The sequence below is a fragment of the Paraburkholderia sp. GAS33 genome (assembly GCF_050436645.1).
GTDB classification, from domain to species: Bacteria; Pseudomonadota; Gammaproteobacteria; order Burkholderiales; family Burkholderiaceae; genus Paraburkholderia; species Paraburkholderia phenazinium_B.
Genome location: NZ_JBNDMP010000008.1, coordinates 343,914 through 369,980 on the forward strand (window position 1 = coordinate 343,914; position 26,067 = coordinate 369,980).

Here is a 26,067-nt window from a genome sequence, read left to right on the forward strand (position 1 = left end):
TCTACGGGGTCAACCCAGCCGAAGCAACAAATAACGACCGCTATCTCAATCGCAGATCCCACAACACATCAAGTACGTGTTGTGTGGAACGCTCGACATACCCTGCACGATGTGCGATGCCGAGCCGGCGCCACAACGCAGGGCGCAGAGGACGCATAACGACGCGCCTGTCGGGCAATGGAGTACTAGCCTCGTGCGGCAACAGCGCTGCGCCGTAACCCGCTGCGACCAGACTCTTAATCGCGTCGTTGTAGTTAAGCTGGATGCGCGGCGCAGGATGGTGACCGGCGCTCGCGAACCACTCCGCACTCAATCGCGAGAGACGCGTGGTGGCGTCATTAAGAATAAGCGGCTGAGCAGCGAGCCATTCCGGCGTGACCCGAGCCGGACACCGCCAATGCGCCGGCACGAAAGCCATGACGGGGTCGCGACGCCATGGCTTTATCACGAGTCCAGCCGCCGGAGGCTGAGGCAGCGCGACCAGCCCAACATCCAGTGTCCCTCCCGCCAGTCGGGTTAGCGTTTCCTGCGAAGTGAGGACCGCAACCTGAATGTCGATAGCGGGATGGTCCTGCCGCAGCACATCCAGGGCTTGCGGCAACAGATGCGCGATTGCACCGGTCGACGCACCGAGTCGCACGCGTCCTGCAAGGCCCTGCACCTGGCGTTGAACATCGTCCAATGCCTGCTCCGTATCGGCCAGCAGTCGACGCGCGCGCTCTACCAGCACCTCGCCGATCGCCGACGGCCTTACGTTTCCGCGCTTGCGTGACAGGAGCGGCGCGCCAATGCGGTCTTCGAGTTCTGCGATATGCAAGCTGACGGTCGGAGGCGCCAGGTGCAACGCACGCGCCGCATCAGCAAACGAGCCGCGGTCGGCAATGGCAACCAAGGTGCGCAAACGGTCCAGGCTGATCTCTCGCATAGCGGCGTCCTGATTCAGTAAATCTGAATGTGTACGTTATGAAATTCAACTTTTGCTATTGTAGCCGCGCGTAGAAAATGATGGCTCACTCTACTTTGTTACAGCCCAGCCACCGGAGTATTCACGCATGAGCTCTCCCCTTGTTTTCATCGACGGTGACCAAGGCACCACCGGGTTGCAGATTCACGAACGGCTGCGCGACCGGACCGACCTGAGACTCTTTACGCTTCCCGCTGCGGAGCGCAAGGACCCCCGGCGCCGCGCCGAGGCCATCAATGCCTGTGATATTGCCATTCTCTGCCTGCCCGACGACGCCGCGCGCAAGGCGGTAGACGCCATCGTCAATCCCGCCGTCAGAGTTATCGACGCAAGTTCCGCGCACCGCACGCACCCGGACTGGACATACGGCTTTCCGGAAATGACCCCGGGACAGCCGGAGCGGATCGCGAACGCACACCGGGTCACCAATCCTGGTTGCTATCCGACGGGCGCGATAGGTCTGCTGCGGCCTCTGTTGCAAGCCGGACTCATGCCCGGCAGTTATCCGGTCAGCATTCATGCGGTGTCCGGCTACTCCGGACGCGGGCGAGCTGGCGTGGAGGAACATGAGGGGCCGGGCTCCGTCAACGCGCGCGCCTACCAGGTATATGGTCTGGAACTCGCGCACAAGCACACCCCGGAAATCCAGCGGCACGCGGAGCTCACGCAGCGGCCCTTGTTCGTCCCTGCGTATGGTGCGTTTCGCCAGGGCATCGTGCTGACGGTGCCCCTGGAACTGCGGCTGCTGGCGCCTGGCGTCGACGGCGCCGCGTTACACGCATGCCTCGCGCGCCACTATGACGGCATGGCCCACGTGCGCGTCTCGCCGCTGGAGGAATCGCGCGCCGTAAAGCACCTCGATCCGCAAGTGCTAAACGGTACGAACGACATGAACTTGAGTGTGTTTCTCAACCAGGAACACGGACACGTGCTGCTATCCGCCGTTTTCGATAATCTGGGCAAAGGGGCGTCGGGTGCTGCGGTTCAGAACCTAGACCTGATGCTCGCGCATTGATAGACGCCCATGGATATCGACTGCTGACGCAACTTCTCTCAGACGCTGGCCGGCTTCGGACGGCCGAGTTTTACCATTTGCCGGAACATGAAGTGCGGTGCAACGCGGCTGGCGATCTTCAATATATTGCTCACGCCTGGGCGAATTTCGAGTTTTCCAGCCTCGATACCCTCAATGGCACGCTTGGCGAGCACGCTCACATTCATGCCTTTTTCGCCCTTCATTTCCTCGGCAAACTCGCCCCGAAATAGCGGTGTTTCGGTGCCCGGAGGGGCCAATTCGACTACGGACACGCAGGTGTCGGTCAACTGCGCCCTCAGGCACTGCGTGTAGGCATGAAGCGCCGCTTTTGACGCACTGTATATCGGGGCCGCAGGAAAGGGAATAAACGCCAAACCTGATGACACGTTCACAATCAGGCTGTCGTTCTGCTTCAAGAGCAGAGGAAGGAAAGCCTGAATCATCCACATGGGTCCCTTCAGATTTCCGTCGACTTCAGCGGTCAGATCACTCAAACGATGCTGCTGCCCCAGTTTGATATTGCGCATCGTTCCCGCGTTGTTCATCAATGTGTTCAACGCTGGAAACTGGCCAGACACGGTTTCGTACAACGACTCGACACTCGTCGGATCGCTAACGTCACTTTGAAAAGCATGGAGTCCCGGCACGGCTTGCCGCGCCGCCTCCAGCCTGTCGAGATCCCGGCCGGTGACGATCACCGTGTTACCCCGAGCGGTCAATTGCCTTGCCAACTCCAGACCAATCCCGCTGGTCCCTCCCGTAATCAATATGGTTCTTCCGGTCATCTTCATCATTCACTCTCTGTTTTGTTAAGCACGAGCCTAGTTTGACCGGCATACTCTCTAAAGGGAAGAAGGCACCTGACGGTTATATACGCACCAAAAGGAGAGCGTGAAAATGAAGCGAGTCCCAGATTTCACCAAGGAACAGATCGCGGCCGCGCAGTACTACGCCACCCTGACACCGCCGATCGATCTTGATCCTCGAATTGCTTCGTTAGTCACGGATCTCATCGGCCGAGTGGCAGACAAATGGACGATGTTGATTCTCGACGTGCTTGCTGAGAAGTCACCGCTGCGGTTCAGCCGGCTTGCCGAACTGGTTGAGGGAATCAGTCAGAAAATGCTCACCCAGACCTTGCGCGCGATGGAGCGCGATGGTCTGGTGACACGCACGGTGTATCCGGTCGTGCCGCCGAAGGTCGAATACAAACTCACGGACCTCGGGATCACATTGGGCGCTGCGTTCTGTGGAGTCTGGGTCTGGGCGGCCAACAATCTGGATGCAGTAGAGAAGGCACGTGGAGATTTTGACCGACGCCCCGCGTGAAGGCTACGCTTCGCTACATGGCTCGCCTTGCTGCTGACTTTCGCGCATTCGGCGTGAGAAGTCCAGCGAGTCGAGTGCCCTAATCCAGGCGGTCGTTTAGTCCGCTATCGAGCAAAGCCACGCAATGGCAATTTCGCATTGTCATTAATTTGCCTCGCTATTTAATCAGTTGAAAAAAGGCATTCCATAGACTAGAGTGGACCGTAACTTCTACCCCGCTGTGCCGCACATAAATCGCAGTCGTTCTGACGTTGATGTCGATGTTGGTGCATATGCCTCTGAATGGTTAGGATTGCTTTTCGTGATCGCCCGGCGGTGTATGCCGTGACGCTCGCTGCCCACAGTTCTCACGAATTCCGAAATAGCACTGCATTCCTGGTATTGGCTGCGTCGTTGTCAAAATGCATTCGGTACGCTGACAGCCAGGCGGCCGATCGCGATCCAGGTTACGGCTCAGGAAAGGGGTTTGCCATGCGATCCGCAATCAAGGTAGTTAGTAGTGTGTACTATGTACGCCGCGTTCTGATTGTTTTCACCACCCTGCTCGCGGTCGCCCCATTCCAGCTTGCCTCAGCCGAAAGTCTCGTCATCAAGGATCTCGGCGCGCTCCCCGGTAGCTTCAACTCCAGCAGCGCTCTTGGGATCAATGAGCGCGCCCAGGTGGTCGGCTATTCGATCACCGCGAGCGGGAGCACGCACGCATGTCTGTTTGAAAACGGGGTGGTGACCGACCTGGGCACGTTCCCAGGCGGTAGCATCAGCACAGCTACCGCCATCAACAATCGTGGCCAGGTGGTCGGTTCCTCGAGCACCGCACGCGGGAACGACCACGCCTTTCTATATGAACACGGCGTGATGACCGACCTAGGTACGCTCCCCGGTGGCGACTTCAGCTCAGCTGCCGCGATCAACGAGCGCGGCCAGGTGGCCGGTTCCGCCTCCAACCTGCGCGGCTATGTGCACGCTGCCCTGTTTGAAAACGGGGCAGTGACCGACCTGGGCACGCTCCCCGGTGGCACCGATAGCGGAGCTTTGGGAATCAACAATCGCGGCCAGGTGGTCGGCTATTCGTCCACCGCAGGCGGGTTCGCACACGCCTTTCTGTATGAGCACGGCGTGATGACCGACCTGGGCACGCTTCAGGATAGCGGCCTCAGCCATGCTCAGGGAATCAACGATCGCGGTCAGGTGATCGGCATATCGTCTACCGCAAGCGGGGACGTGCACGGCTTTCTGTACGAACACGGGGTGATGACCGACCTGGGCACGCTTCCCGGTCGCAGCGACAGTAACGCTTTTGGGATCAATAATCGCGGCCAGGTGGTCGGCGAGTCGGATACCGGAACCAGTCCGTACTTGCCTAACGCCTTCCTGTTTGAACACGGCGCGATGACCAACCTGGGCACGCTCCCCGGCGACAACTTCAGCGAAGCTGTCGGAATCAACGAGAGCGGCCAGATCGCGGGTAACTCCACGTTGCACGCTATTCTTTGGACGCGTGAAAAATGATCGCTGCTCGCCAGTCGTTGCTGCCTTGTCGGGATCTTTAGCAAGACGATGTTCCCCGCGCTGCGGCTTGGCTTCATGGTCGTGCCGGCGCAACCGAGGATGCGAGCCGCTACGGCGGATTCGTGCTTGGCTATGCCGGTGTGCTGGCTAAAAAGGTAGACGGGCTGTTCGCGCAGCTCGCGAAGGTGATCGGTGTTGCTTCAAAATCAGGATCTGGATCTTCTGGATCCTACGACATGCCGGATGACGGCTCCCCTATCTTGTCGTTCACCGAAGGTGAACGCAGCACCAACGACCGATGCGGCACTTCCACGCGCATGAGCTGATGTACCGTTCCCGATGGGACGCACAAAACTTCGCCCGCGGCGACATTGAATAACTCTCCGCTGACAGCGATTACCATTAGCCCTTCGAGGACAATGTAAATCTCGTCGCTCTCCCGATGAGCGTGGGCCACAGTATCCTGCCAAGACGTGGAGGTATGGTTGAAAATGACTTGCAGTCGCTCCGACTGAAATGACAGCTCATCGGTAGGGTTGCGCCCACTGATTAGCGTCCAGTGATCCGAAGCCACTTCCAGCTTGCGGTGAATCGGTTTTCTCATGTCCGCTGTATCCATAAGAGGGCGCTAGCCGCCACGAGCAATGTTCTCGAGGCGTACAGATACCTTTAGTTGCAGCTCGCTGATTTCCCGCTTCAACGCCAGGGCCTCGCTACTCGACGCATCGATTGTGGATAGCCGGGCTCGCTTATCCGCGAGGGCTTTCATCATCTCGACCTCGGCTGGCACGTATCCGGAATCTTTCAAGGCCTTGAACGCCATACGATACTCTTCCGGCGTTTCTTCGTAGCCGTCCGCGTAAGTCGTGCGTTTTCCCCAATCCTTTGCTGTTTGCAGTTCGCCGCTCTCCTGACTACGACGGATGCTTTCGGCGATTTGTTCGTCAAGCGTGCGCGGGTTCGCCATGGTGTGTTTCCTTCTTTATCATCGCGGTGTTTTTAAATGCGGCCGAAAAAAATGTGTGGGCGATTGGTTGGATTTGAATCAATTGCCTTGAATCTGGACTGCGTTGGTTGAGTGCAGGCTAACAGATTGTCGTCGATCTGCTACGAGGGATCAAAGTCTGCAGATGGCTGAGCAAAGGTTAATGCGGAATGCATCATAGCGGGCCTGTGCGAAGCGGTCATCCTAAGGACAGGCAACCAGTTGGTATGCCGCACGCCTCTCCCAGAAAGAGGCCCAAAAAGACAAAAGACCGCTGCCCGTGAGGACAGCGGTCTTTCTTAGGATAGTTGGTGAATGACCAGGCTTGATACCGTTACTGACCAGCCGGCGACACAGTGCTCGGAGTCGCCAGCGTATTGTGACTCCCGGGCGCATTGACGAGAGACGTCGAGCTATTGCTGACGCTATTCGGCATGCTTGAGCTCGTAGCCCCGGAGCCCGTACCACTGTCCGAGTTAGTCGCACCAGGGGTGCCGTATCCGCTCGTTGCAGCGGCCGGCGACACGGTGCTCGGGGTCGCCAGCGTGTTGTTCTGTGCATAGGCGCCGGCCGACAGCGTAAGTGCGGCGAACGCCGCGATTAATGTGCTGGTTGCCTTGTTCATGACCCGTTCTCCTTGATTGGACTGGAATGTCAGCGCAAACGATCCATTCGCTTTATCCACGGCGGTCGTTGTGCGCTTGTCTCGTGGCGATCCAAACAAACTCGCGCGACCATTCGCAGTGACATACGTGAAGCACACCGGAGATCGCCGCTCAGGGCTGGCACGAGATACGTTTCATTCCTGGCAACAATCTATGCCTGCGAAAGGCCTAGACTCTCAGTTTAGGAAAGTGATCGATAATGATTAAGCGCGTTGTCCGCAAGGGTGAATTTCGATTTCTGGAATTACCTCAAATGGCCCCGTCCCCAATATGAAACCCGCATATCCGATGCTTACGTCTGCGCGACAAGCCGGAACGAGGAAACCGCGTTTTCCAGCTGACGTGCCTGTACCTCGAGCGAGCCGGCCGCTGCAGCGGCCTCTTCGACAAGCGCTGCGTTCTGCGTCGGAAGTGACGTAAAGTAATCCTTCCGCTAACTGAGACGGAGCACACCCGATGACAACAGCTGCAATTCCCATCGATCCGATCAACGGCATTCTTGAAGCCTTCAAAACGCATAACGTCGTGGCACTCTGCGACGGCGGCCACGGCTGCGAACAAGCCTATGCCTTAAGAGTCGCGCTGATACGGGACCCGCGGTTTGCTGACATCGTGAGCGATATCGTCGTTGAATGCGGCAATTCCCTTTACCAGGGGATGATGGACCGCTTCGTTGCGGGCGAAGATGTGCCGGAAAAAGAACTGCGCCAGGCTTGGCAGAACACCACGCAACCTCACGATGTGTGGGATCGCCCTGTTTTTGAGGGGTTTTTCCGCGAAGTACGCGCTGTGAATGCTTCGTTGCCAAAGGACCGGCAGATTCGCGTCCTGCTCGGAGACCCGCCGGTAGACTGGTCGAAGATCAACAATGCCGACGAGTACAAAGCCACCACCGTCATGGCTAACCGGGATAGTTGTCCCGTGGAAATTATCCAGCGTGAAGTGCTAGCCAGGCAGCGCCGCGCTTTGGTCGTCTACGGCGCGATGCACTTTTTGCGTAAGAGCCCGTACTGGCAAATGAAAGACCAGGCGAAAGCAGAGCAACGATTCAACAAGCCGGCGAATTCAATCGTTTCGTTGCTGGAAAGTCAGGGTGTCAAAGTCTATTCAGTCTGGTCCACGGTACTCATCGATCTGGCAGCGTTACATCCCGACGTCACTTCCTGGAAGGTGCCAAGTCTCGTGCCGATTCATGACACTCCGCTTGGAGCAATGAGCTTTCGCTCATATTATCCGCACATCGCGATCACGATGCACAATGGTGTCGCGGAAGAAATTTCTATTGATCCGATCCGCTCTCCTGTCATGCAGGAGCAGTTCGACGCCATTCTTTACTATGGACGACCGTCGGAGTTGACCTGGAGTCAAGTCTCTCCAGCGTTAGCCGCCGATCCAGAGTACGTGAAGATGAGGTCGGACAGAATCGCGTGGGTGGGGTTGCCTTAGCATCAAAAGCGCAAAGTACTTCTCATGGGCAGCCGGGTCTGATCAATCGTGGATTGGGTACAACCGGAAGGGCCTCGTCAGTCCCTTGCGACCATTACCTTGTTCTCGTGTTTGACACCACCAAGCTCAAAGTATGCGATCCCCTCCTGCGTCATTCCACGTGAACGATAGAAAGAAATCGCCTTCTCGTTTTGCGAGTTGACGATTAGCCAGACTGCTCGATTTCCGGTTCTCGCCGCCGCAGTGTCTCTGGCTTGGGTCAATAATGCGGATCCGACTCCGCGACCGGCAAACGAGTCCTGGATGTAGAGCGTTTCAATCTCGATGGGGACATCTGCATGGTACGAGCCGAAGCGCATGACGATATAGCCTGCAAGGCCGCCTTCTGCCTCGGCAACCAACACGACGATGCCCGGATCGTTCATCAGCACCAGAATTTTTTCGGATGTAAATGTCGTCAGGACATATTGGGCAATGACATCGGAAACGCCGGCTGTGGCATAGGTATGCACCCACACGTGAGCACCAAGTACCGCGATGCGCGCCGAGTCTTCCGCCCCGCCTGGCCTTATTGAAAACGCAAACTTCATCGTGTGCTCTGACTAAAAACTGGCTAAGCGCCTCAGGATTTGCTGCGAGCAGCTACTGCCAAAGGTGCGGACCTCAGGATCCAGAGTCCGTAATCGCGCTATAAACCATCGTCCGCAACTGACGACGCACCGGGTGCGCGGACGACGGCAGGAGTTGAGTGAGGAACAGCACAATCAGGTCCTCGCGCGGATCGACCCAGAAGAACGTACTGGCCGCACCGCCCCAGAAGAAGTCACCCGCGCTGCCCGGAATCAGAGTGGCCGCGGACGTAATAGTAGTGGCAAAGCCGAGTCCAAAACCGATCCCTTCGTAGATGGCCTCGCTGAACATCGAGCGCGACAGGCGAGGCAGATCAACACCACCCGGCAGATGATTGCTGGTCATCAGTGCCAGCGTCCTGGGGCCGAGCAGACGCACGCCATCCAGCTCGCCACCCTGGAGCAGCATGCGCGCAAAGCGCATGTAATCGGTCGCCGTGGATACGAGGCCACCGCCGCCGGAAACAAAAGTGGGCGGCTTGAGATACGGGCTGACGTGAGGATCATCCTGCAACGTCGGCGCTTGCGCGGAGGCGATCTTCGAGCCGAGTGCGCCGATGGCATAGCACGCGCAGAAACGGGACACCTTTTCTTCCGGCACGTAGAAGGCCGTGTCGACCATACCCAACGGATCGAAGATCCGTTCTTTCAGAAAGACCTCGAACGGCGTTCCGCTGACCTTGCCCACGATATAACCGAGTACGTCCGTGGCAACGGAATAGTTCCACGCTTCGCCCGGCGAAAATTCGAGCGGCAACGTAGCCAGCTTCTCGATCATCTCCTCCAGCGTGCCCGCAGTCGCGAGCTCGCCGATCTTCAGCTTGCGATAGGCCGCGTCGACATTGGTATTCTGTTGAAAGCCATACGTCAAACCGGAGGTATGGCGCAGCAGATCGACCACGAGCATCGGGCGGCTCGTCGGACGCGTCTGGAAGCTTTCCATGAAGCCCCCCGCGTGAACGCCGAGCTTGTCCCATGACGGGATGTACTTGCTGACAGGATCGTCCAGAGCAATCTTGCACTCCTCGACCAGCATCATGACAGCCACCGACGTGATGGGCTTGGTCATCGAGTAGATACGGAAGATCGAATCCTCAGCCAGCGGCACCTGCCGCTCGCGGTCGGCGAGGCCAAGCACCGAGTTCAACGCAAGTCCGCCACCCCGCCACACCTGGACAAGGGCACCTGCCAACTTGCCGGTGGCAATATAGTTGTCGTCGACGAAACGCTCGATCCGTTCCAGCCGTTCACACGACATCCCCTGCTTTTCCTTGTCGCCCACACCCATGCCGCCTCCTTTGTTGAATGCGTCCTTCAGGTCGACGCCCGACAAAAGGCATCTTACTCGCCATGAGCGTAACGAACTACATGCTCGCGTCGGGCGACGGCGGATCGGTCACTTGATATCGCGCCGGTCTTGATGCGATCATGCATCGACGCAACCCATCGCCGACCCCAACTGCGCGAGTCCTCCGTATCGATGCCCTCGAATCCGCACCGCAAAACCAGCATGGCGGATGTCGCCAAGGCAGCCGGCGTCAGCGAGGCCACCGTGGATCGCGTCCTCAACGGCCGCGGCGGCGTGGCGCGCGACAAGGAAGCGCGGGTGCTGGAATGGGCGCGCAAGCTGAAACTCGACCGAGCGCTCGGCGCGGTGCCGGCGCGCTGGCTGCGCATCGCCATCCTCATGCAGCAACCCGCGGCGCCCTATTTCGTCAGCCTGAAGCGCGGCTTCGAACTCGCGCAGCAATCCTTCGAGGCGCAGCGCGCCATCTGCGCGGTCACCTACTTCGATAGTCTCGACCCCGCCTGTATTGTCGACACCATCCACCGCGCAACGCAAAAAGCAGACGCACTGGTGATGGTCGCCTACGAGCATCCGGACATTAGCGCAGCGGTTCGCAAGCTGAGCCCGGTCATTCCCGTCGTGACGCTCGCCAGCGACCTGCCCGGCACCGGGCGCCTCGCTTACGTCGGCATCGACAATCGCGGTGCGGGCCGGGTCGCCGGCGAACTGATGGGGCGATTTCTCGGCGATGCCGGCGGCCAGGTTCTCGTCATCACAGGCATGCATGATTTCCTGGCGCATGAAGAGCGCGAAAACGGCTTTCGTTCAGTACTGCGGCGCTGGTTTCCGCGCTGCGATATCGTTGAAACAGTCGAAAGCTTCGAGCGGCCGGAGCGCACCGAACGCCTGACACGCGACACGTTCGCCCGCTATCCGGATCTGCGCGGCATCTACAACATTTCGGCCGGTGACGAGGGCATCAGTGCCGCGCTGCATGCGCTCAACCGCGCGCGCTCCACGGTCCTGATCGGTCACGAACTCAATCAGGCTTCGCGCCGTCTTTTAATGGAAGGTACGCTCGATGCGGTGATCGACCAGAATCCGGTTGCCGAGGCCACGCGTGCGGTCCAACTTATTCTTCGCCACTATCATCGTGAGCCCGGGGTTGCACCGCTTCAACAGATTCCGGTCACCGTCATCTTGCGCGAGAATCTGCCGCCTGAAGATTGAGGGCGGTTCGTGCCGCTCCGTTTTCGTGTGCGCGCATACCGTGAGCACGTTGCTGCTGCACGTCGCGCCAAACGTCACGGATCCAGTCGCGTAGCATCAATGATTCTTGCCAACGGTCAGTCGTATCGTTGCCGTCGCGGCCGATGATTGCATAGGGCTTTGGCCCGAGCTCACAGGTGAACGACAAGGTGTCGTCGGCGCCGGCACGCTCACACCATGATTCGAAGCCATAACGCCACCAGTCGAGAAACAGGTCCACCCACATCCGGTGCGGCTCGAACGACAGCTCGATCTGCACCTGCTCGCGGCTCGCCACGCGGCCGTGAAAGGCCCAAGAACTATCGAGAATGCGATGCATCAGCGCATGGTTCTCGTCGGAGACCGGCCATGCGAACTCGCGTCCGACGAGGTAATGCGAAATGTCGCCAAGCAGTTTCAGGTGCGGTCGCGCATCGAGCAGATCCAGTGTGAAAAACAGGTCTGTTGTCATCCGATCGCGGTGCGTCTCGATGTAGACCGGAAAGTCCACCTGTTCCGCAAGACGCGTCCAGCCGTCGAGCAGCGTCAGTGCTTCCCCGAGACTGCGCGGACGGACATCCGGCTGCAGGTCGATGTGATGCACGCCGAATTCAGCGGCGTTTTCGAGCACGGGTTGCAGATCGTCGACGGTGCGCGGAAAACACTGGCCTTCGGCGTCGAGACCGTGCGTCTTGCGCAACGCGGCCAGTCGCTGCACATCCTCGCGGTGTGTATAGTCCGCGCTGATGCCGTCGAATCCAGCCTCGGCGATCATCTGCAGATTTGCCTCAAGCGAGCGTTCAAAGCCGTCGGTATGACGCCGTTCCATCGCCCACATCGACTGGAATACCAGCAAGCGTTGTGTCATCACGCCTCCACCGTCAGCAGCGACTTCAGTTTCGTCGAATGATCGGCGAGCATGGCGGGTTCGACGCGTGCACGGCGTGCTATCAACTCCTGTGCAACGCGCACTTCGCGGGAAATCTCACTCACCTTGCCAACACCGCTCGCGCCCACCAGGATGCCATCTCCATCAAGAGCGAAAAATACTCTGGATGCCGAACCGGTTTCGCGCACCACGCTGGTCGTCCCGAATGCAGGCATGCCTGCAATCTGGATTGTCATGTCGTACTGATCCGACCAGAACCACGGCACGGCCGAATAAGTCTCACCGTATTCGAGCATGTTGCGCGCCACGACTCGCGCATGGTCTTCGGCGTTCTTCCAGCATTCCAGCCGGATGCGTCGGCGAAACAACCGGTGTGGGAACGAACATACGTCGCCGGCCGCGAAAATATAAGGATCGTTGGTCCGCAATGTGTCGTCGACAGCGATGCCGTCCGCGACATCGATGCCCGCCGCCTCTGCTAATGCGGTGCGGGGCGTTACACCAATCCCGACGACGACCGCATCGCATTCCACCGTGGTGCCGTCGGACAGTTTGAGTCCCGACACGCGCGTGCTACCCAAAACCTGATCTACTTGCACCGCGAAGCGCACCTCGACGCCCATCTGCCGATGCCTTTCAACCAGAAAGCCAGCGACGACTTCCGGCACGGCCCGCATCAACGCACGCGAGGCCGCTTCGATCACCACCACTTCACAACCTCGCGCAATGGCTGTCGCCGCGACCTCCAGACCGATGAAACCTGCGCCCACCACGGCAATCCTCTGCCCTGGTGCAAGTTCGCCGACGATCGACAACGCATCGGGCATGGATCTCAGCACATGCACGCCGGCCAGCGTCGCCCCCGGCACCGGCAAGCGGCGCGGCTGTGCACCGGTGGCGATCAGCAGCCGCCGGTACGACACCGAGCGGCCCTCGCCCAGCACGACACGCCGTTCTACACGGTCGATGGCTGTGACCTGCGCGTCGACCCGCAGATCGATTCGGTTGTCGCGATAGAACGCATCGTCGTAAAGCGCGCACTGCGCCACCGTCTTTTGTCCCAGCAACACGCCCTTCGACAATGGCGGGCGGTCGTAGGGCGCAAGCCCCTCGTTGCCGAGCAGCGTGATGTCGCCTTCCCAGCCGTTAGCGCGCAGCGCCTGCGCGGTACGCGCGCCGCACTGGCCCGCGCCGACGATAACCATCGCGCCACGCTCAGCGGTTTTCATGAGGCGTCCTTTGCGACATCTGTGACGGCTGTGGCAGGCAGGCCAATCAGCACGTTATGCCCATCGACGCGGACCGGATAAGTCTGCAGCTTCACGCAGACCGGCGGGCTCAGGGGCTTACCGCTGACGATGTCGAAACGTCCCTGATGCAACGGACATTCGATCTCGCCATTTACGACGAAGCCGTCGGCCAGATGAGCCTGCTCGTGCGTGCACCAGCCGTCCGATGCATGAAAGCCCTTCGCCAGCCGATATACCGCGTAGCTCGCGCCTTCGTGATCGAAGCGCAGCACGTCCTCTTCATCGATGTCGTCGGTTGCGCACGCAACGACCCACTTCGTGTTGCCGGTATCGACTGCCACGATGCCTCCGGGATGCCAGAACTAGATTGAATACGGACTGCTACCGAAATCTGAACGGGTTTTATGCACTCGGTTGAGCAGTGAAATTCGACTGTGCGCCGGAACCCTGATCGGGCAATGTGCGCTTGATGACGTGGGTCGGATCGCGCCGTTGCCTCCACAATGCCGGCACCATCTCGCGATAAGTCGCATAGAGGCTCGGATAGGCCGGTGGCAACTGCTCCTTGATCACGTCGTGCAGGCGCGGCAGTGCATGAAAAGGCACCATCGGCAACAGGTGATGCTCGAGGTGATAGTTCATGTTCAGATACAGGAAGCGGAACACCGGATTGATATACACCGTGCGGGTGTTGAGCCGATGATCCTTGACGTTGACACCAAGCCCGGCGTGCTGGGTGAGGCCGAGCAGTTGATGCAGCCAGCCGCCGTAGAAACGCGGGGTCCAGATAAACATCAGCGGCAGGAAGCTGCGCAATGCAATTGCTAGCACGATCGTCGCCGCGATCACCGCAAGATAGATCCGTGACGACCAGATCATTTTGGGTTTTTCGCTGGCAGGCAGAAACGCTTCAGTGACGGCGTCGACGCGCCCAAACGCATGGCGAACGGTCTTGCGAATTTCAGCGACGCCGCCGATCAACGCCAGGAAGTCGAGCACTATCGGCAGCACCTTGGTCGGACGCGTCACCTGAATTTCCGGGTCGCGCTCGACGAAATAAGTATGCGTGTGGTGCCGTGCATGACTCCAGCGCCACCAGTAGGCTTCGCGGATCGTCATGAACGACGACAGGTGATAGAACGCATCATTGAGCCAGCGCGTCTTGAACGGCGTGCCGTGCGCGAGCTCATGCCAGCGGGCGTCGCTCGACGAATAGATCGTGCCGTACACGAAGAACGCCGGCACCGCCCACCAGGTGCCCCAGGTCAAGCCGGCCACCACGCCCGAGACAATCAGCAGCACGAGCCACAGTCCGAAATTGCGCAGGCCTGCTGCGTCGCTGCGTTTCATCAGATCTTTGAGGACAGCGCGCGGAATACGCGGCTGATACCACTGCTCGCTGATGCGATCGTCGAACGTCTCGTCGGTCAGGCCGGGCTTGGACGTGCCGGGCGGGGGCGTCGATGACATGCTTGTCTCCTGTCTGCCTGCTGGCCGGAGGGCCGCTGCGGTTATGACCCAGCGGTGAACGCCGCTGGGTTGGAACAAACAGTACTTGATCGACGGCCGGTCGGCACGACGAAATTTGATGGATTTCCCTCAATGCTTTGCCTGCGGATCGGGGCTGGCGGACTGCAATCCGCCTTGAAGCATTGTCAGGCTTTACAGCGCTAGCGCTGCTCCCGCCGAGGTTCGCTGGATGGCTTGGGGCGGCTGCCCAAATGCGCGGAGAAACGCCTGCCGCATGCGTTCCCGGTCGCCGAATCCAGTCTCGCGGGCAATGATTTCGATCGGGTGCCGCGTCGTCTCCATCATCAGCCGCGCCGCCTCCACGCGTAGACGCTCAACGGCCTTGGCGGGCGACTGGCCGGTTTCATCACGAAACACCCGGCTGAATTGACGTGGACTCAGCCGCGCGACTTCAGCCAGGGCCTCGACCGACAGGTCGCGGCCAAGATTCTCCGTTGCATAGGTAAGCGCCATCTGCACGCGGTCGGACTTTGCATCCAGCTCCAGCAGCGCCGAGAACTGCGACTGCCCGCCACCGCGCCGCTGATGCAACACGAGCTTGCGTGCAACCATGCGGGCCGTCTTCAACCCGAAATCCTTTTCAACGATCGCGAGCGCAAGGTCGACTCCGGCGCTCATGCCTGCCGACGTCCAGATTTGTCCGTCCACCACGAAGATCCGGTCTTCATCGAGCAGCACGTCGGGGTATTGCTTTTTGAAGTCCTGAGCATGAAACCAGTGCGTCGTGGCGTGCTTCCCTTCGAGCAAGCCGGCCGCGGCCAGTACGAACGTCCCGGTGCATATCGCTGCGACGCGCCGGCTCTGGCTCGGCGCGTTGTGGATGTAGTCCAGCAGGCTGGCGGGCGGGAGACGGCACTCATTGTCACCGGCAACAATGAGCGTGTCGTATGTCGAGTCCCGAAGCCGATCCGTATTGACGGAAAAGCTCTGCGACGTCATCACGGGGCCGCCCTCTTCAGATACGAGGCGGAATTGATACCCCCTCTCTCCGCGCAGGAGATTCGCGTATTCGAAGACGCTGGCAACGGCAAGCCCTAGCGCCTGGAAGTTGGGATAAACGACGAGTCCGACAGTGTGCATGATCGCCTCGCACGCAGTTGTCACAATAAATTGCATATACCATAAAGCAGACATTTGTGCGAGAGATGAAGGCCAGAACGTCATGGCGTAAATCATTGCATCTATGTCATTGAGGATGTGTGATGTCACAGTCAGAATGGCCTCCAACCCCTGACATCCCGTCGGGCAAACATTCCGAAAGAGAAACGACCATGACCTCTTCTACCTCTAACACCTCTCCGAAAGGCACCGCGCTGATCACGGGTGCATCCGCCGGCATCGGCGCCGTGTACGCCGACCGCCTGGCCAGGCGCGGCTACGACCTCATCCTGGTGGCCCGCAACGCCGAGCGCCTGAACGCGCTGGCCTCCCGCCTGCAGGCGGAAACTGGACGCTCGGTGAACACCATCGCCGCTGACCTCAACGACAAGGCCGGGCTTTCGAAGATCGAGAACGTGCTGCGCGACGACAAGAGCATCACGATGCTGGTGAACAACGCTGGCGTTGGCTCGGTTGCGTCGATTCTCAAGGGAGACGTCGACGAGATGGAAGCGATGATCGACCTGAACATCACCGCGCTGACGCGCCTGACCTATGCCGTGGCGCCAGGGTTCGTCAGCAAGGCGTCCGGCACGATCATCAACATCAGCTCGGCTGTGGGCATCGCCGTGGAACTGCTGAACGGCGTCTACAGCGCCTCGAAGTCCTACGTCCTGAGCTTCGGTCACGCGCTGCAGCGCGACCTCGCTGATAAGGGCGTGCGCATCCAGACGGTGCTGCCGGCAGCGACCGCCACCGAGTTCTGGGACGTGGCTGGCTATTCCAGTCAGAAAGAGGCTGCCAGCACAATGACGGCTGAAGACCTGGTCGACGCGGCGCTGGCCGGCCTGGATCAGGGCGAACTCGTGACGATCCCGACACTGCAGGATGGAAACGACTGGACGCGCTGGGAAGCGGATCGCCGTGCGCTGACGCCGAAGTTCGCCAACGCCAAGGCGGCACCGCGCTACGTCGTGACGACTAACAAGGCCTGACACGGGCGACGGCGTGGGCGCGTGGTTATCGAAGATGGGGCGGGCTGTGTTCGATGATTCGTCGTCTTCACCAAAGAGCTTCGTCGGGGCAACAGCCACCGGGGCGCGTCGGGTTGACAATCCTCTGCGTCCTAGGGCACTTTAAGCTCCCACTCCTCCATGGAGCTCTACCGTGCGCCCCGTCACGACCCTGCTTCTTGTGGCGTTCCTTCTAACCACGCTGCAAACTGCGTGCGCTGCCGATGTCGGTTTTCAGGCGATCGAGATTCCCGATGGCGACGAAAAGCCGCTAGATGCCGGCGTCTGGTATCCGACCGATGCGCAGGCGTCGCCGCATCGGATCGGCGGGGCGACCCAAACAGTCGCGTTGAATGCGCCCATCGCTGGGCGGGACCTGACGTTGATTCTCATATCGCATGGCTCTGGCGGGTGGTACGGCGGTCATTACGACACGGCGCTTGCGCTCGTACAGGCCGGATTCGTCGTCGCGGCTGTGACACACCGCGGCGACAGTTTCGACGATCACAGCCGTACCGCGCAGCTCTGGGTTCGTCCCGAGCAACTCAAGCGGCTTACGGATTACATGGTCGCCAGTTGGCCACAACATGCGTCGATCGATGCAAGCCGGATCGGCGTGTTCGGCTTTTCCGCCGGCGGCTTGACCGCGCTCGTCGCTGCAGGCGGCGTGCCGGATCTCGGTCTGATTGGACCATACTGCGTTGAGCACCCGGACACCGACACCTGTGCCGTCGTGCGCGGCACGCCTGGGCTAATGGATCGTTTCGCGACGCTGCCAGCATCGGCCTGGGTGCACGACACGCGCGTTCGTGCAGTCGTCGTCGCGGCTCCGGCTGTCGGCTTCGTCTTTGGTCGGGGAGGACTCGTCGATGTTCACGTCCCCGTTCAGCTATGGAGCGCACGGTTCGACCACGTGGAGCCCGCTCCCGACTACGCGGACGTCGTGCGTGCCGCGCTGCCCGCCGCGCCGGATTTTCACCTTGTGGAGAATGCTGACCACTACGATTTTCTGCCCGCGTGTAGCGCATCGGCCGCGCGCGAAATTCCGGAGATCTGCACGTCCCGATCGGGCTTTGATCGTGCGGCGTTTCACAGCGAAATGAATCGCGATGTAGTGGCGTTTTTTGAGCGGACGCTTGGGCAGTGATATGCGTCCTCGTTCGTTGGAGTGGCAGGTGTGTTCGGCACCCGCGTTCTGTGTCGCCGATATTGGCAGCGCATGTCAGCGATGCGTACCACGTTAAGCGACTGCGCGAAGCGCATCAGAGCGCGCGCTGCCCGACACGTTCGGTTCAGTGCGATGCGCAAGAGAGGTTCGCGATTCCCAGTATTGGTCGGCTCGCTAAATGAGTTCAGCGATGCGAACAATGACCAATGCCGCTGGAACGAGTACCGCCTGCGCACATAGTGTCCCGAGAACGCGTGCGCCCGCGAGAGTTGTAATTGCCCGCCGGAGGCTGTTTTCCGGAATCCGGCCTTCGATTACGTCGTCCGTCATCACTGAAACTTGCGGATCGATGACGACCGCCAATACCACGGTCGCAAAGCCATTGATAACTGACGACAGATTCGCGCAAGTGACCCGCAAATCGGGCTTCAGGTATCCAGCATAAAGCGATGCGAAAACGCCGACCGTCCAGATCGCCATCGCGATAACGTTCAGTCCTATGACTTTCCAGGAAACGCCTGCGCCAGTGGCCAGTTGGCTGACGTTATGCCGGGACGGAAGCCGTGCTCCAAGCCGAATGTAGCTGACGCCCCCTCGGCTGAAGATATGGAGTAGCAGGCGAGGGATCGAGCGATTTGCTTGAAAGTGATCGATAGCACGGCTGAAATACCGCTGGAACGTGGGAATTAGAAATGCACCGACAGTGCTTGCCACCGTGGCGGTCAGCAGGAAAAGCCGAAAGTCGCCGAGTAGGCCATGCTCCATGTGATGAGCAATATCTAGCTCAACCCGCTTCGCTATGAATGGTCCTTGAAAGGAATTTGCCGTCCTGGAAACCAGGGCGATGATCCCGAATAGAGAAAATGACACGGCGATACGGCGCGTGCGAACACCAGCAATCCGTACCGCATACGCAAGCGTCGCGATCACATGGATTACAAAAGTGAGCCCGCATATGACCAAAAGCTGGGTGTCCATGTTGTCGCCGCGAGGTTGGCAATAATCGAAGTCTACCGGAGTACACTCCCGGCCCGATTGTGAGCGCTCTCGGCTCACGGATTGTGTGACTGGAATTGGCCGATATCGTGTGACCACACGAAGCCAAGTCTCAGGCTGCGATGTGTTTCTGGACTCACGGTCTTCCTGGTGCTGTCGAATGCAACGTTGTCGGCTACTGACTCCTGCCGTGAGATCGAAACGCTATGGAAAGCCCGTGGATGCGAGAACGCAGTGCCTCCACGAGCGTCGCGACAACGGCATGATTGATGGGCGCGGCGGTTTTGAAATCAATGACAGTACCGGTCGTTTCCGTCGAGCCGAGCATCACCGCAGGGCCAGAAGGTGCCCCATAGCTGTAACTTTGCGACCAAACCTCGCCGTCTCTCATGCTGGTGAACTTCAATGACCGGCAAGCAAAGTTGGCGACCGACGGGCCTGGTGAACCGTGTTCACCCCAGACCAGTTCGCGAAGAATTGCGTCAAAATCTGGACTTGAAGAAAGACATGGGTAGAAGCCGGTAAGCGCCCGCTCGGCGTGTGCGAGCGTGTCGCCCTTATCCGGCGTCAATCTCATTCCCCGGCCCGTATCCGCGAGCGTTCCTTCAGCGTCATTGAGTTCAAGGGCAATGCTTAAATCCGGCGTATAGCTATATTCGACAACGCATAGGGCGAGCAACTGCGCACATACATCCGCTGGTGAAAGCTGCCGAGAAAGCTGAAGGAGTTCTTTGTGGTCCATTGTTCTCTCTCGATTGCGGTACGCCGTCGATTGTTAGCGATCAATGCGATGGTGTCGAGTGGCTGTTGTTGGCCGGCCGTTAGGCAGCACTAGCCTGGATAAGACGCAGGCCCCATCCCGTCTTTAACGTTCCGTCTTCGCGTTGCATGGGCGCAAACGCCGACAATAGTTCGCTCTTGAACTGTGCCCGCGCTGTTTCCGACATCCTGTCTGCATCATAGGTGTCCAGCATGTCCGACCATAACTGCTCTGGCGTAGGCGTCCAGTCAACTTCGATGTCTTCGAAGACGACATTAGCGAAACCATGCTGGAGTAGTTCGCTCCAACCGGATTCGCTGCGTGTGCGTGCATCACCGAGTGGTAGGTGTGCCAGGTTTGCCTTCGCGATCGGTCTGAATATGTCTAAAAAGACTTCACCAACTGACCCGGTCAGAAAGGCCCGCCCGACGACAGCCGAAAGACTACCGCCTTCACGCAATACCCGACGAATTTCACGGATCACTTGCTCTATGTCGTCCATCAACATCAAAGCCATGTGCGACAGAACGTAATCGATCGAGCCGGTATCAAGCGACAAGTCTTGTGCGCGCTCATTGATCAAGCGAACATCCTGCGGCAGCACTGTCCGGGCAGCGCTCAACTCGCCGTCGCTCATGTCGAGGCCAATCAACTTCGTTGCTGAGTTGCCCCTGTCATTCAGAATTTGCAGCAGTGGCCCGTCACCGCACGCCAGATCGAGCACTGTGCGCGGCATCCCATCATTTGGCACCCGCTTCGCCAGCGCATGATAGGAAGACGGGTATTCCGCATGCGCGGATCGCGCAGGGTGGTTGCCATAAGCTCGGCGCGTTGCTCCTGCCCGGCGCCGATGAAAATCTTTTAAATAGATTTCTGTTTGAGATGTCATTCTTGCATTACCCGATTGTTCAATTCCTGGTTCTACGCCTGGACTCTGGATCGTCCCTATCGTGACGAGTTGTCAACGAAGCAGCCCACGATGTCGACCGTCCGCTGTTAGCCAATGACTGCCCGATGCAATCGGCATGCGACACCCGAAACGCACCGGCCCGCGATCGGTAGCACGCGACCCGGAGCGGTCCTTCACGTCCGGCGACAACAGCCATCCGACCGGGTATCGAGGTTCTGTCGATGCGGTCTTTCGTCGTTCTGCCATCGCTCCAATCGGGTCACTGATTCTTAGATTGAATCGTAAGATTGAAGTGTTCCCGCGCTTTCCCGCTAGCGTCCAAGGGCAATGGATCAGAATTCCTGACCGCCTCAAGCACCGCCGTATCCCATGAGGGATTGCCGCTGGATCGAATGATAGTTGCCGACAGAAGTTTGCCGTCTGAGGCGCAATGGACGGCAACCGTAGTCCGCCAGCCGCTCCCCGCCCCATGCCATACGATCTGCGGGTTGATGCGTTGAGCGAGCTTCGCGATGTACGGCATCGATGCCGGTTCAGGGTGGAGGGCCGAGGCGTTGAACGGAACCGGGTAAGCCGGCGCAGCTGGCATCGGCGGCTTGTCGTCCAGTTCACGCACTGACTGAACGAAAGGTACGTTCAGCAGGCCGGGATTGACCTCGACGTCGTAGAGGTGAGATTCCGGAACGGCGCGATAATGCACCTCGCCACATCTCAACGGTAACCGTCCCAGCGATAGGCCTGGTACCAGATCCAGCATGGGATGCTCAGGGTACAGCCAGCAGCTCGTGTGTCGTCCATGCGTAACGCCGACGGTACCCTCAATATGCACATCCTCGGGCGCGCGGAACCTTTCTCCCAGATAGGTATTCGCGATCATCACCACGCTCGACGCCAGAAAAAATGACGCCGTCACGGTCGAGATAACTGCCTTGGAAACAATGGCCCCTGCGACCAGGGACTGACGCAGATGCCAAGGCAGCAGAAAACCCGCCACAACAGTTGCCAATAGACCGCCGAGGATCATCCCCCATATGGCCATATACACGGGTGCAAGCGACGGTGGAATCAGGCCAAAACAAAGACCGAACAACACAGCCGCTGCAAATGAATAAACCTGATACGGGCGAAGCAGGCGGGCGGGAGCATCGCTGTCATTCAGGGACTGTGCGCCCAACGCCTCAATTCGTGTCGCCGCTATGCCAACGTTGGAAGACAGCTGGGACTGCGACTTTTCGACGTGTGCATTGCCGACGGTGAGGGTCAATCGACTGTCCTGTAACTCCAGTCGCGTCCCCATGCTCAGCAATATATCTACGGCTTTCACGAATTCCATATCGCGCTTCAGTGAGTCGAGTGCGTGACCACTCAGCCCGAAAACAGAAATGTCATTAATGAACGATTCAGGGGGTGTAAGCCCGAATAATCGATTCAACCATAAACTCTGCCCCTGTGCGCTGGATCGAATAAAGCAGATACTTCCGCCGACATTGCACTCAGCGCCCATCAAGGTCAGCTTTTTGACGCGTCGCACGGTCACAACGCGGGTGACATCAGCAGCGGAAGCTTGTCCGAAAGTCGGTTCGATCGGCTCAAATCTCATCAGGTGCCCCCTTCTTCATGTAGTTGTTTGTCTCCGCCCTATCCGCTTCGGCGTGTTTTCGCGAAGATTGTCGGCGAAATGCCAATCGTTGTCGATCGACCGCTATGGCTGAAGCCAGCCGACGGCGAACTTCCGTACTCGACCCTTAGCAGCCGTTGGCTGCTTCGATTAAAGAAAGTCCGCTTCACAACTTGTTACTGCCCTTGGCTGGACCTTAGAAGGGCTACAGGTCTGTTCGTGAGCGAGGTTGACCGCTGCTATGAGCGCCTTAGCATGAAGATGTCTTTACATGTCAGGCGTTTTTGTATTATAAATCCTGTCATCAATACGCATACAACTGTCTACATAAATTCTATTAGGCATTAATGGAACTCGCTCGTAGACTCGCCGAAGGCACCGGTGCTTGGTTACAGTATCAGTACGCCTGCCACAATAGTGGTCTTTTCAGTGAACGTTTCTTAGCTGAACCGATTGGGCGCATCCTCGCTTCCACCACGACGGAACGAGTGATTGCAGAGTATCCACATCCAGTATTTGCACCGCTCGCGACGGGAAGGGGCGCAAAGCCCTCAGTGGACTTTGTCGTTCAGGAACCGTATCCAAAAATACGTGTCGCGGTCGAATCAAAATGGTTAGGCCAGACAAAACCGAGCGTTAGCTCAGTTATGTGGGACCTGATCAGGCTCGAGATGATTTCACATGCAGAAGGAGCTGATTGTTTCTTCGTGCTTGGAGGTATGAAGCGCTCGCTTGACGCTTATTTTCGTCAGGACATATTTGTGGCTAAACATCCCCACGGCCCCGTTCTGCACGCGTACAAGAACTTCAAGCAAGAGGTGACGCTCGCGGCCACTGTGCCGCATCGTATCCTAATGATGAAGACGCTATTTGCAAAATACCAGAACGTCGCTTTTCCCCACAAGATTATTGCACGCCGGACGGATCCTTTCCCTTTTGAATGCAAAAATAACCAGTACCAGGTTTATGTTTGGCAAGTTTCGTCGAAAGGAAAACGTGAGGTCTTTTATCCAAGAAATTCAAAACACTATGCCGTTGGCACCGAACCGGCTGTTTGAGCCGATGGTCTTCGGCAAGCCTCGGTCACCGACTCAACTTTAGCATTGACGGCAGTTCTATGATCAGCATCGGTTGCAGTGGACATGTGTTTTCGTCCAGGGGGGCGTCCTATGACCTGACCTTTCCGGATTTTCTCGGCCGCTTCACTCACATGCCGCCTCGCGGCCGAATTGCAGCGGATACTCTTCGATTCCCGCTTGCGGTAGCTTCCAAGTACAGGCACCGTTCGAGTAATCGCGTCGGTCTGTGGGTCCTCGCCCCTTGTTTACGGCTGGATAACGTGTACTATCGCTATGCGAAGAAACCCGACCACGAGTATCAAGCTTGAGCGCGAGGGACGCTAGATGAATAAAAAGAAGAGCGCGAAGCGAAAATCCAAATATCGCGACTACAACTACAGTGGCCTAAGCGGGCATAAACGGGAAGGGACTAAGCTTCGTCCACCGTTTATGCAAATGGACAAAGTACAAATGTCATCGTGGGCGGATGATCATCTGCCGCCGATGCTGTGGGCTGCACTGATATGCGCAGTTTTACCACGCGAGCAATATCTAGGCTGCTTTCGTGCGATCTTGGAAAACGCCGCGGAGTGGTTCGCCGAGGGCGGAGTCGCCTTTGAGTCACCGCCGCAGAATCCAAACCCAGAAGATGCGGTGTATTTTTCCACTATCCTCGATCATGAGGCGCTGGCAAAGCTACCCGACGAGCAGTTTGAGATTTTCCTCCGGATTCCACTTCGACATCCTTTGGGGTACGCGGCACTAAGACCTCTCGCTCTGCTGGATTCGATCCCGGGAATCGATCGATGGCGTCATTTGCTAGACGTTAAGCCTGAATCAGCCGACTGGGAGACAGTCGCTAGAGCGATCGGTCAAACCATCGACCACCAGTCGGAGGCTTCGACAGATATCCGATGGTTCAAGGTAATGCTTGCAATTTTGGCTGATCGAGTTCGATTCGGACCAGCCTTCGAAGAACGCATTCGAGAGTTCTTTGAATTTCCGAACAGAGGTGACATGCGCTCGGTTCGGCCCTCCATCCGGTCCATGGAAATGACCTTCCGTCGCAAATCGGGTGCGAAGTGGGTTAGTGATTTCTGGCAAGAGTGCTCAGATAAGACAATCTGTCTCGATCCGACCGATCCGGCACAAGAAAAATTGGCACCTACTGCCCTTGAGCGCACTAACGTATTATCGGCCCGCCAAGACGTGCTCAATCGATTCATGGAATGTCGAACGAGTGTCAGAACTGACAGTCGACTCGATTCTTCCTTCGGACTAGTGTTTTACGCGCTGTCAATCCTTGACGAGATCGGCGGCGGTCAGTGTCATGAAGGCATACTCGGAAGGCTTGGCTTGCGTGCGCTGGTAGAGGCGTATGTCACACTCCGTTACCTTTGCCAAAAAGACGATGAAAAACTCTGGTCTGGATGGCGCGTATTCGGCGCCGGCCAAGCAAAGCTCGCTTTCCTAAAAGTGCAAGAGGTAGTAGGCGATCTACCGAGTTTTATTGACGAAGATGCTTTGTATCAGATTGCGAACGAAGACAGGTGGCAAGAATATCTTGACATTGATATCGGCCACTGGGCGAGAGCAAATCTTCGGACCTTGGCGGACCAGTGCGGCGCCAAGGACATTTACGACAAGTATTATTCTTGGTCATCTACCTTCGTACACTCTCACTGGGGTGCTGTGAGGGATACGAACTATATTACATGTCAGAATCCTTTGCATCGCTTGCACCGAATTCCTCGTGTCGTTCATCGCCGTCTAACGTCGATGGAGAGTGACGCTGTAATCATCGTCAATGACATGCTTCAGTTACTTGGCGTCTTGTATCCCGCATCCCAGGCTATGGGCCAAATAGCAATATCTTCTGCGAGAAGGCGAGACGTTGACTTACCGGAATGACCGCAAACGGAGAGTACTGCAGCCGTTCAAACGGCAGGTATCCCCGCTAGCTGAATGGCGGGTTGTGGCCGGTAGTACGCGTTCACACAGATCGTCCGAAAGCCGCCGCTGAGAATTCCACGTCCAATCCGCGGAATGCTGATCGAACTGGTGCTGTCGGCCATGAGCGGTCTTCGGGAGTCGCTCAAGGAACGACTGCTTGCAGCCAGACAGCAGTCGAATTGAGATTACCAACCCAAATCAGCCATCAAATCGAACGTCTCGCAAACGAGCGGCATTGACGCTACGGGCTGTCGCCCTATCCGCTGGCACTCTCTGTCAAAGAACTTCCAGTGCTCCGCGCGCCAGAATTCGAGTGAAAGGTCACCTTCTCCTTCGGCGGCCGCAAACTCGCTAGAAATATTCTCAAAAGAAACTATCTCGACTCTCGTCGTCCGAAGCAGCAGAACGGGGTTATCGAAAAAATCCAGAACAATTTCGATGTCCCCTTCCTGCGGCAGGCGTTCGTCGTCAAATTTCCATGACCACAGCAAGCTACATGTGGCGCGCTTTATGTTGGCCGCTATCAAGGAAATGAGCATTGCAGAAGATTGCTCCGAGTCGCCATAGCTGCCAAATCGAACATTGGCCCCGGCGAGATCGATTCCTCGTTTGCTTAGCGCTGTAATCAAGTCGGGCAGCGTCGGGGTATTGGACATAGACTAGGGCGAGCCACGGTACGGGGTCAGGAATCGAATTCTATTGCATGACGAGGTGTGCACTGGACG

At 58.1% G+C, this 26,067-nt stretch carries 26 protein-coding genes; 9 read left to right on the forward strand and 17 right to left on the reverse strand.

What is annotated here, in order from left to right; genetic code table 11:
• Positions 1 to 40 precede the first annotated feature (40 nt).
• Entirely contained in the window at positions 41 to 925 is an 885-nt protein-coding gene (locus P3T24_RS24805) for a LysR family transcriptional regulator (protein WP_074267954.1), read from the reverse strand.
• Between the two features lie 127 nt (positions 926 to 1,052).
• Here P3T24_RS24805 and argC point away from each other — a divergent pair, with 127 nt between their 5' ends.
• A complete protein-coding gene (argC, locus tag P3T24_RS24810) occupies positions 1,053 to 1,979 on the forward strand; it encodes an N-acetyl-gamma-glutamyl-phosphate reductase (RefSeq protein ID WP_429438727.1) in 927 nt (308 codons plus the stop codon).
• A 38-nt stretch (positions 1,980 to 2,017) separates the two neighbouring features.
• Here argC and P3T24_RS24815 read toward each other — a convergent pair whose 3' ends face one another.
• Positions 2,018 to 2,794 carry an SDR family oxidoreductase gene (locus P3T24_RS24815; protein ID WP_429438730.1) on the reverse strand — a complete coding sequence of 259 codons (777 nt, stop codon included), beginning with the start codon at positions 2,792 to 2,794 and terminating at the stop codon, positions 2,018 to 2,020.
• A 103-nt stretch (positions 2,795 to 2,897) separates the two neighbouring features.
• Here P3T24_RS24815 and P3T24_RS24820 point away from each other — a divergent pair, with 103 nt between their 5' ends.
• Together P3T24_RS24820 and P3T24_RS24825 are read left to right on the forward strand one after the other, a co-directional pair.
• Complete coding sequence (locus P3T24_RS24820) at positions 2,898 to 3,329, forward strand: winged helix-turn-helix transcriptional regulator (protein ID WP_429438849.1); 432 nt, start codon at positions 2,898 to 2,900, stop codon at positions 3,327 to 3,329.
• Positions 3,330 to 3,653: 324 nt separating this feature from the next.
• A complete protein-coding gene (locus tag P3T24_RS24825) occupies positions 3,654 to 4,838 on the forward strand; it encodes a DUF3466 family protein (RefSeq protein WP_429438735.1) in 1,185 nt (394 codons plus the stop codon).
• A gap of 229 nt (positions 4,839 to 5,067) precedes the next feature.
• Here the strand turns inward: P3T24_RS24825 and P3T24_RS24830 are convergent, their stop codons facing one another.
• The 3 genes from P3T24_RS24830 to P3T24_RS24840 all read right to left on the reverse strand — a co-directional run bounded on the left by P3T24_RS24830 (position 5,068) and on the right by P3T24_RS24840 (position 6,448).
• The gene (locus P3T24_RS24830) at positions 5,068 to 5,442 is read right to left on the reverse strand and encodes a cupin domain-containing protein (protein WP_429438738.1); all 375 of its coding nucleotides are present in this window, start codon (positions 5,440 to 5,442) and stop codon (positions 5,068 to 5,070) included.
• Positions 5,443 to 5,466: 24 nt separating this feature from the next.
• Positions 5,467 to 5,805: a DnaJ family domain-containing protein gene (locus tag P3T24_RS24835; RefSeq protein ID WP_429438740.1), complete on the reverse strand. Its 339-nt coding sequence runs from the start codon at positions 5,803 to 5,805 to the stop codon at positions 5,467 to 5,469.
• A gap of 352 nt (positions 5,806 to 6,157) precedes the next feature.
• Complete coding sequence (locus tag P3T24_RS24840; protein WP_429438743.1) at positions 6,158 to 6,448, reverse strand: hypothetical protein; 291 nt, start codon at positions 6,446 to 6,448, stop codon at positions 6,158 to 6,160.
• A gap of 496 nt (positions 6,449 to 6,944) precedes the next feature.
• On the opposite strand from P3T24_RS24840, the gene P3T24_RS24845 reads away from it, so the two are divergent.
• A complete protein-coding gene (locus P3T24_RS24845) occupies positions 6,945 to 7,934 on the forward strand; it encodes a hypothetical protein (protein WP_429438746.1) in 990 nt (329 codons plus the stop codon).
• A 77-nt stretch (positions 7,935 to 8,011) separates the two neighbouring features.
• Here P3T24_RS24845 and P3T24_RS24850 read toward each other — a convergent pair whose 3' ends face one another.
• Both P3T24_RS24850 and P3T24_RS24855 read right to left on the reverse strand, forming a co-directional pair.
• Positions 8,012 to 8,524, reverse strand: coding sequence for an N-acetyltransferase family protein (locus P3T24_RS24850; RefSeq protein ID WP_429438749.1), 513 nt, complete (start codon positions 8,522 to 8,524; stop codon positions 8,012 to 8,014).
• A gap of 73 nt (positions 8,525 to 8,597) precedes the next feature.
• Entirely contained in the window at positions 8,598 to 9,851 is a 1,254-nt protein-coding gene (locus P3T24_RS24855) for a serine hydrolase domain-containing protein (RefSeq protein WP_429438751.1), read from the reverse strand.
• A gap of 222 nt (positions 9,852 to 10,073) precedes the next feature.
• On the opposite strand from P3T24_RS24855, the gene P3T24_RS24860 reads away from it, so the two are divergent.
• Complete coding sequence (locus P3T24_RS24860; protein ID WP_429288522.1) at positions 10,074 to 11,081, forward strand: LacI family DNA-binding transcriptional regulator; 1,008 nt, start codon at positions 10,074 to 10,076, stop codon at positions 11,079 to 11,081.
• Here the strand turns inward: P3T24_RS24860 and P3T24_RS24865 are convergent.
• From P3T24_RS24865 to P3T24_RS24885, 5 genes are all read right to left on the reverse strand, one after another.
• Entirely contained in the window at positions 11,047 to 11,967 is a 921-nt protein-coding gene (locus P3T24_RS24865; protein ID WP_429438754.1) for a sugar phosphate isomerase/epimerase family protein, read from the reverse strand. The genes P3T24_RS24860 and P3T24_RS24865 overlap by 35 nt on opposite strands.
• Positions 11,967 to 13,217: an NAD(P)/FAD-dependent oxidoreductase gene (locus P3T24_RS24870; protein ID WP_429438759.1), complete on the reverse strand. Its 1,251-nt coding sequence runs from the start codon at positions 13,215 to 13,217 to the stop codon at positions 11,967 to 11,969. Before P3T24_RS24870 ends, P3T24_RS24865 begins: the two co-directional genes overlap by 1 nt.
• Entirely contained in the window at positions 13,214 to 13,579 is a 366-nt protein-coding gene (locus P3T24_RS24875) for a non-heme iron oxygenase ferredoxin subunit (RefSeq protein ID WP_429438762.1), read from the reverse strand. The genes P3T24_RS24870 and P3T24_RS24875 overlap by 4 nt, the downstream gene beginning before the upstream one ends.
• Positions 13,580 to 13,640: 61 nt before the next feature.
• Complete coding sequence (locus P3T24_RS24880; protein ID WP_429438765.1) at positions 13,641 to 14,708, reverse strand: fatty acid desaturase family protein; 1,068 nt, start codon at positions 14,706 to 14,708, stop codon at positions 13,641 to 13,643.
• A gap of 192 nt (positions 14,709 to 14,900) precedes the next feature.
• A complete protein-coding gene (locus P3T24_RS24885; RefSeq protein ID WP_074267943.1) occupies positions 14,901 to 15,848 on the reverse strand; it encodes a GlxA family transcriptional regulator in 948 nt (315 codons plus the stop codon).
• Between the two features lie 191 nt (positions 15,849 to 16,039).
• Between P3T24_RS24885 and P3T24_RS24890 the strand changes: the two genes are divergently transcribed.
• Together P3T24_RS24890 and P3T24_RS24895 are read left to right on the forward strand one after the other, a co-directional pair.
• Positions 16,040 to 16,861, forward strand: coding sequence for an SDR family NAD(P)-dependent oxidoreductase (locus P3T24_RS24890; RefSeq protein WP_429438768.1), 822 nt, complete (start codon positions 16,040 to 16,042; stop codon positions 16,859 to 16,861).
• Between the two features lie 172 nt (positions 16,862 to 17,033).
• Entirely contained in the window at positions 17,034 to 18,026 is a 993-nt protein-coding gene (locus P3T24_RS24895; RefSeq protein WP_429438771.1) for an alpha/beta hydrolase family protein, read from the forward strand.
• A gap of 195 nt (positions 18,027 to 18,221) precedes the next feature.
• Here the strand turns inward: P3T24_RS24895 and P3T24_RS24900 are convergent, their stop codons facing one another.
• The 4 genes from P3T24_RS24900 to P3T24_RS24915 form a co-directional block, all read right to left on the reverse strand.
• Positions 18,222 to 19,025, reverse strand: a complete 804-nt coding sequence (locus tag P3T24_RS24900) for a lipid II flippase Amj family protein (RefSeq protein WP_429438773.1) — start codon at positions 19,023 to 19,025, stop codon at positions 18,222 to 18,224.
• A gap of 193 nt (positions 19,026 to 19,218) precedes the next feature.
• A complete protein-coding gene (locus P3T24_RS24905) occupies positions 19,219 to 19,785 on the reverse strand; it encodes a hypothetical protein (RefSeq protein ID WP_429438776.1) in 567 nt (188 codons plus the stop codon).
• A gap of 79 nt (positions 19,786 to 19,864) precedes the next feature.
• Entirely contained in the window at positions 19,865 to 20,692 is an 828-nt protein-coding gene (locus P3T24_RS24910) for a class I SAM-dependent methyltransferase (protein WP_429438779.1), read from the reverse strand.
• Between the two features lie 280 nt (positions 20,693 to 20,972).
• A complete protein-coding gene (locus P3T24_RS24915) occupies positions 20,973 to 22,313 on the reverse strand; it encodes an energy transducer TonB (RefSeq protein WP_429438782.1) in 1,341 nt (446 codons plus the stop codon).
• Between the two features lie 365 nt (positions 22,314 to 22,678).
• Here P3T24_RS24915 and P3T24_RS24920 point away from each other — a divergent pair, with 365 nt between their 5' ends.
• Positions 22,679 to 23,389 (forward strand): hypothetical protein, encoded by a 711-nt coding sequence (locus tag P3T24_RS24920; RefSeq protein WP_429438785.1) that lies wholly within the window; start codon positions 22,679 to 22,681, stop codon positions 23,387 to 23,389.
• Positions 23,390 to 23,734: 345 nt separating this feature from the next.
• Positions 23,735 to 25,300 carry a DUF5677 domain-containing protein gene (locus tag P3T24_RS24925; protein ID WP_429438788.1) on the forward strand — a complete coding sequence of 522 codons (1,566 nt, stop codon included), beginning with the start codon at positions 23,735 to 23,737 and terminating at the stop codon, positions 25,298 to 25,300.
• A 227-nt stretch (positions 25,301 to 25,527) separates the two neighbouring features.
• Here P3T24_RS24925 and P3T24_RS24930 read toward each other — a convergent pair whose 3' ends face one another.
• Positions 25,528 to 25,998, reverse strand: a complete 471-nt coding sequence (locus tag P3T24_RS24930) for an ASCH domain-containing protein (protein ID WP_144157949.1) — start codon at positions 25,996 to 25,998, stop codon at positions 25,528 to 25,530.
• Between the last annotated feature and the right edge of the window lie 69 nt (positions 25,999 to 26,067).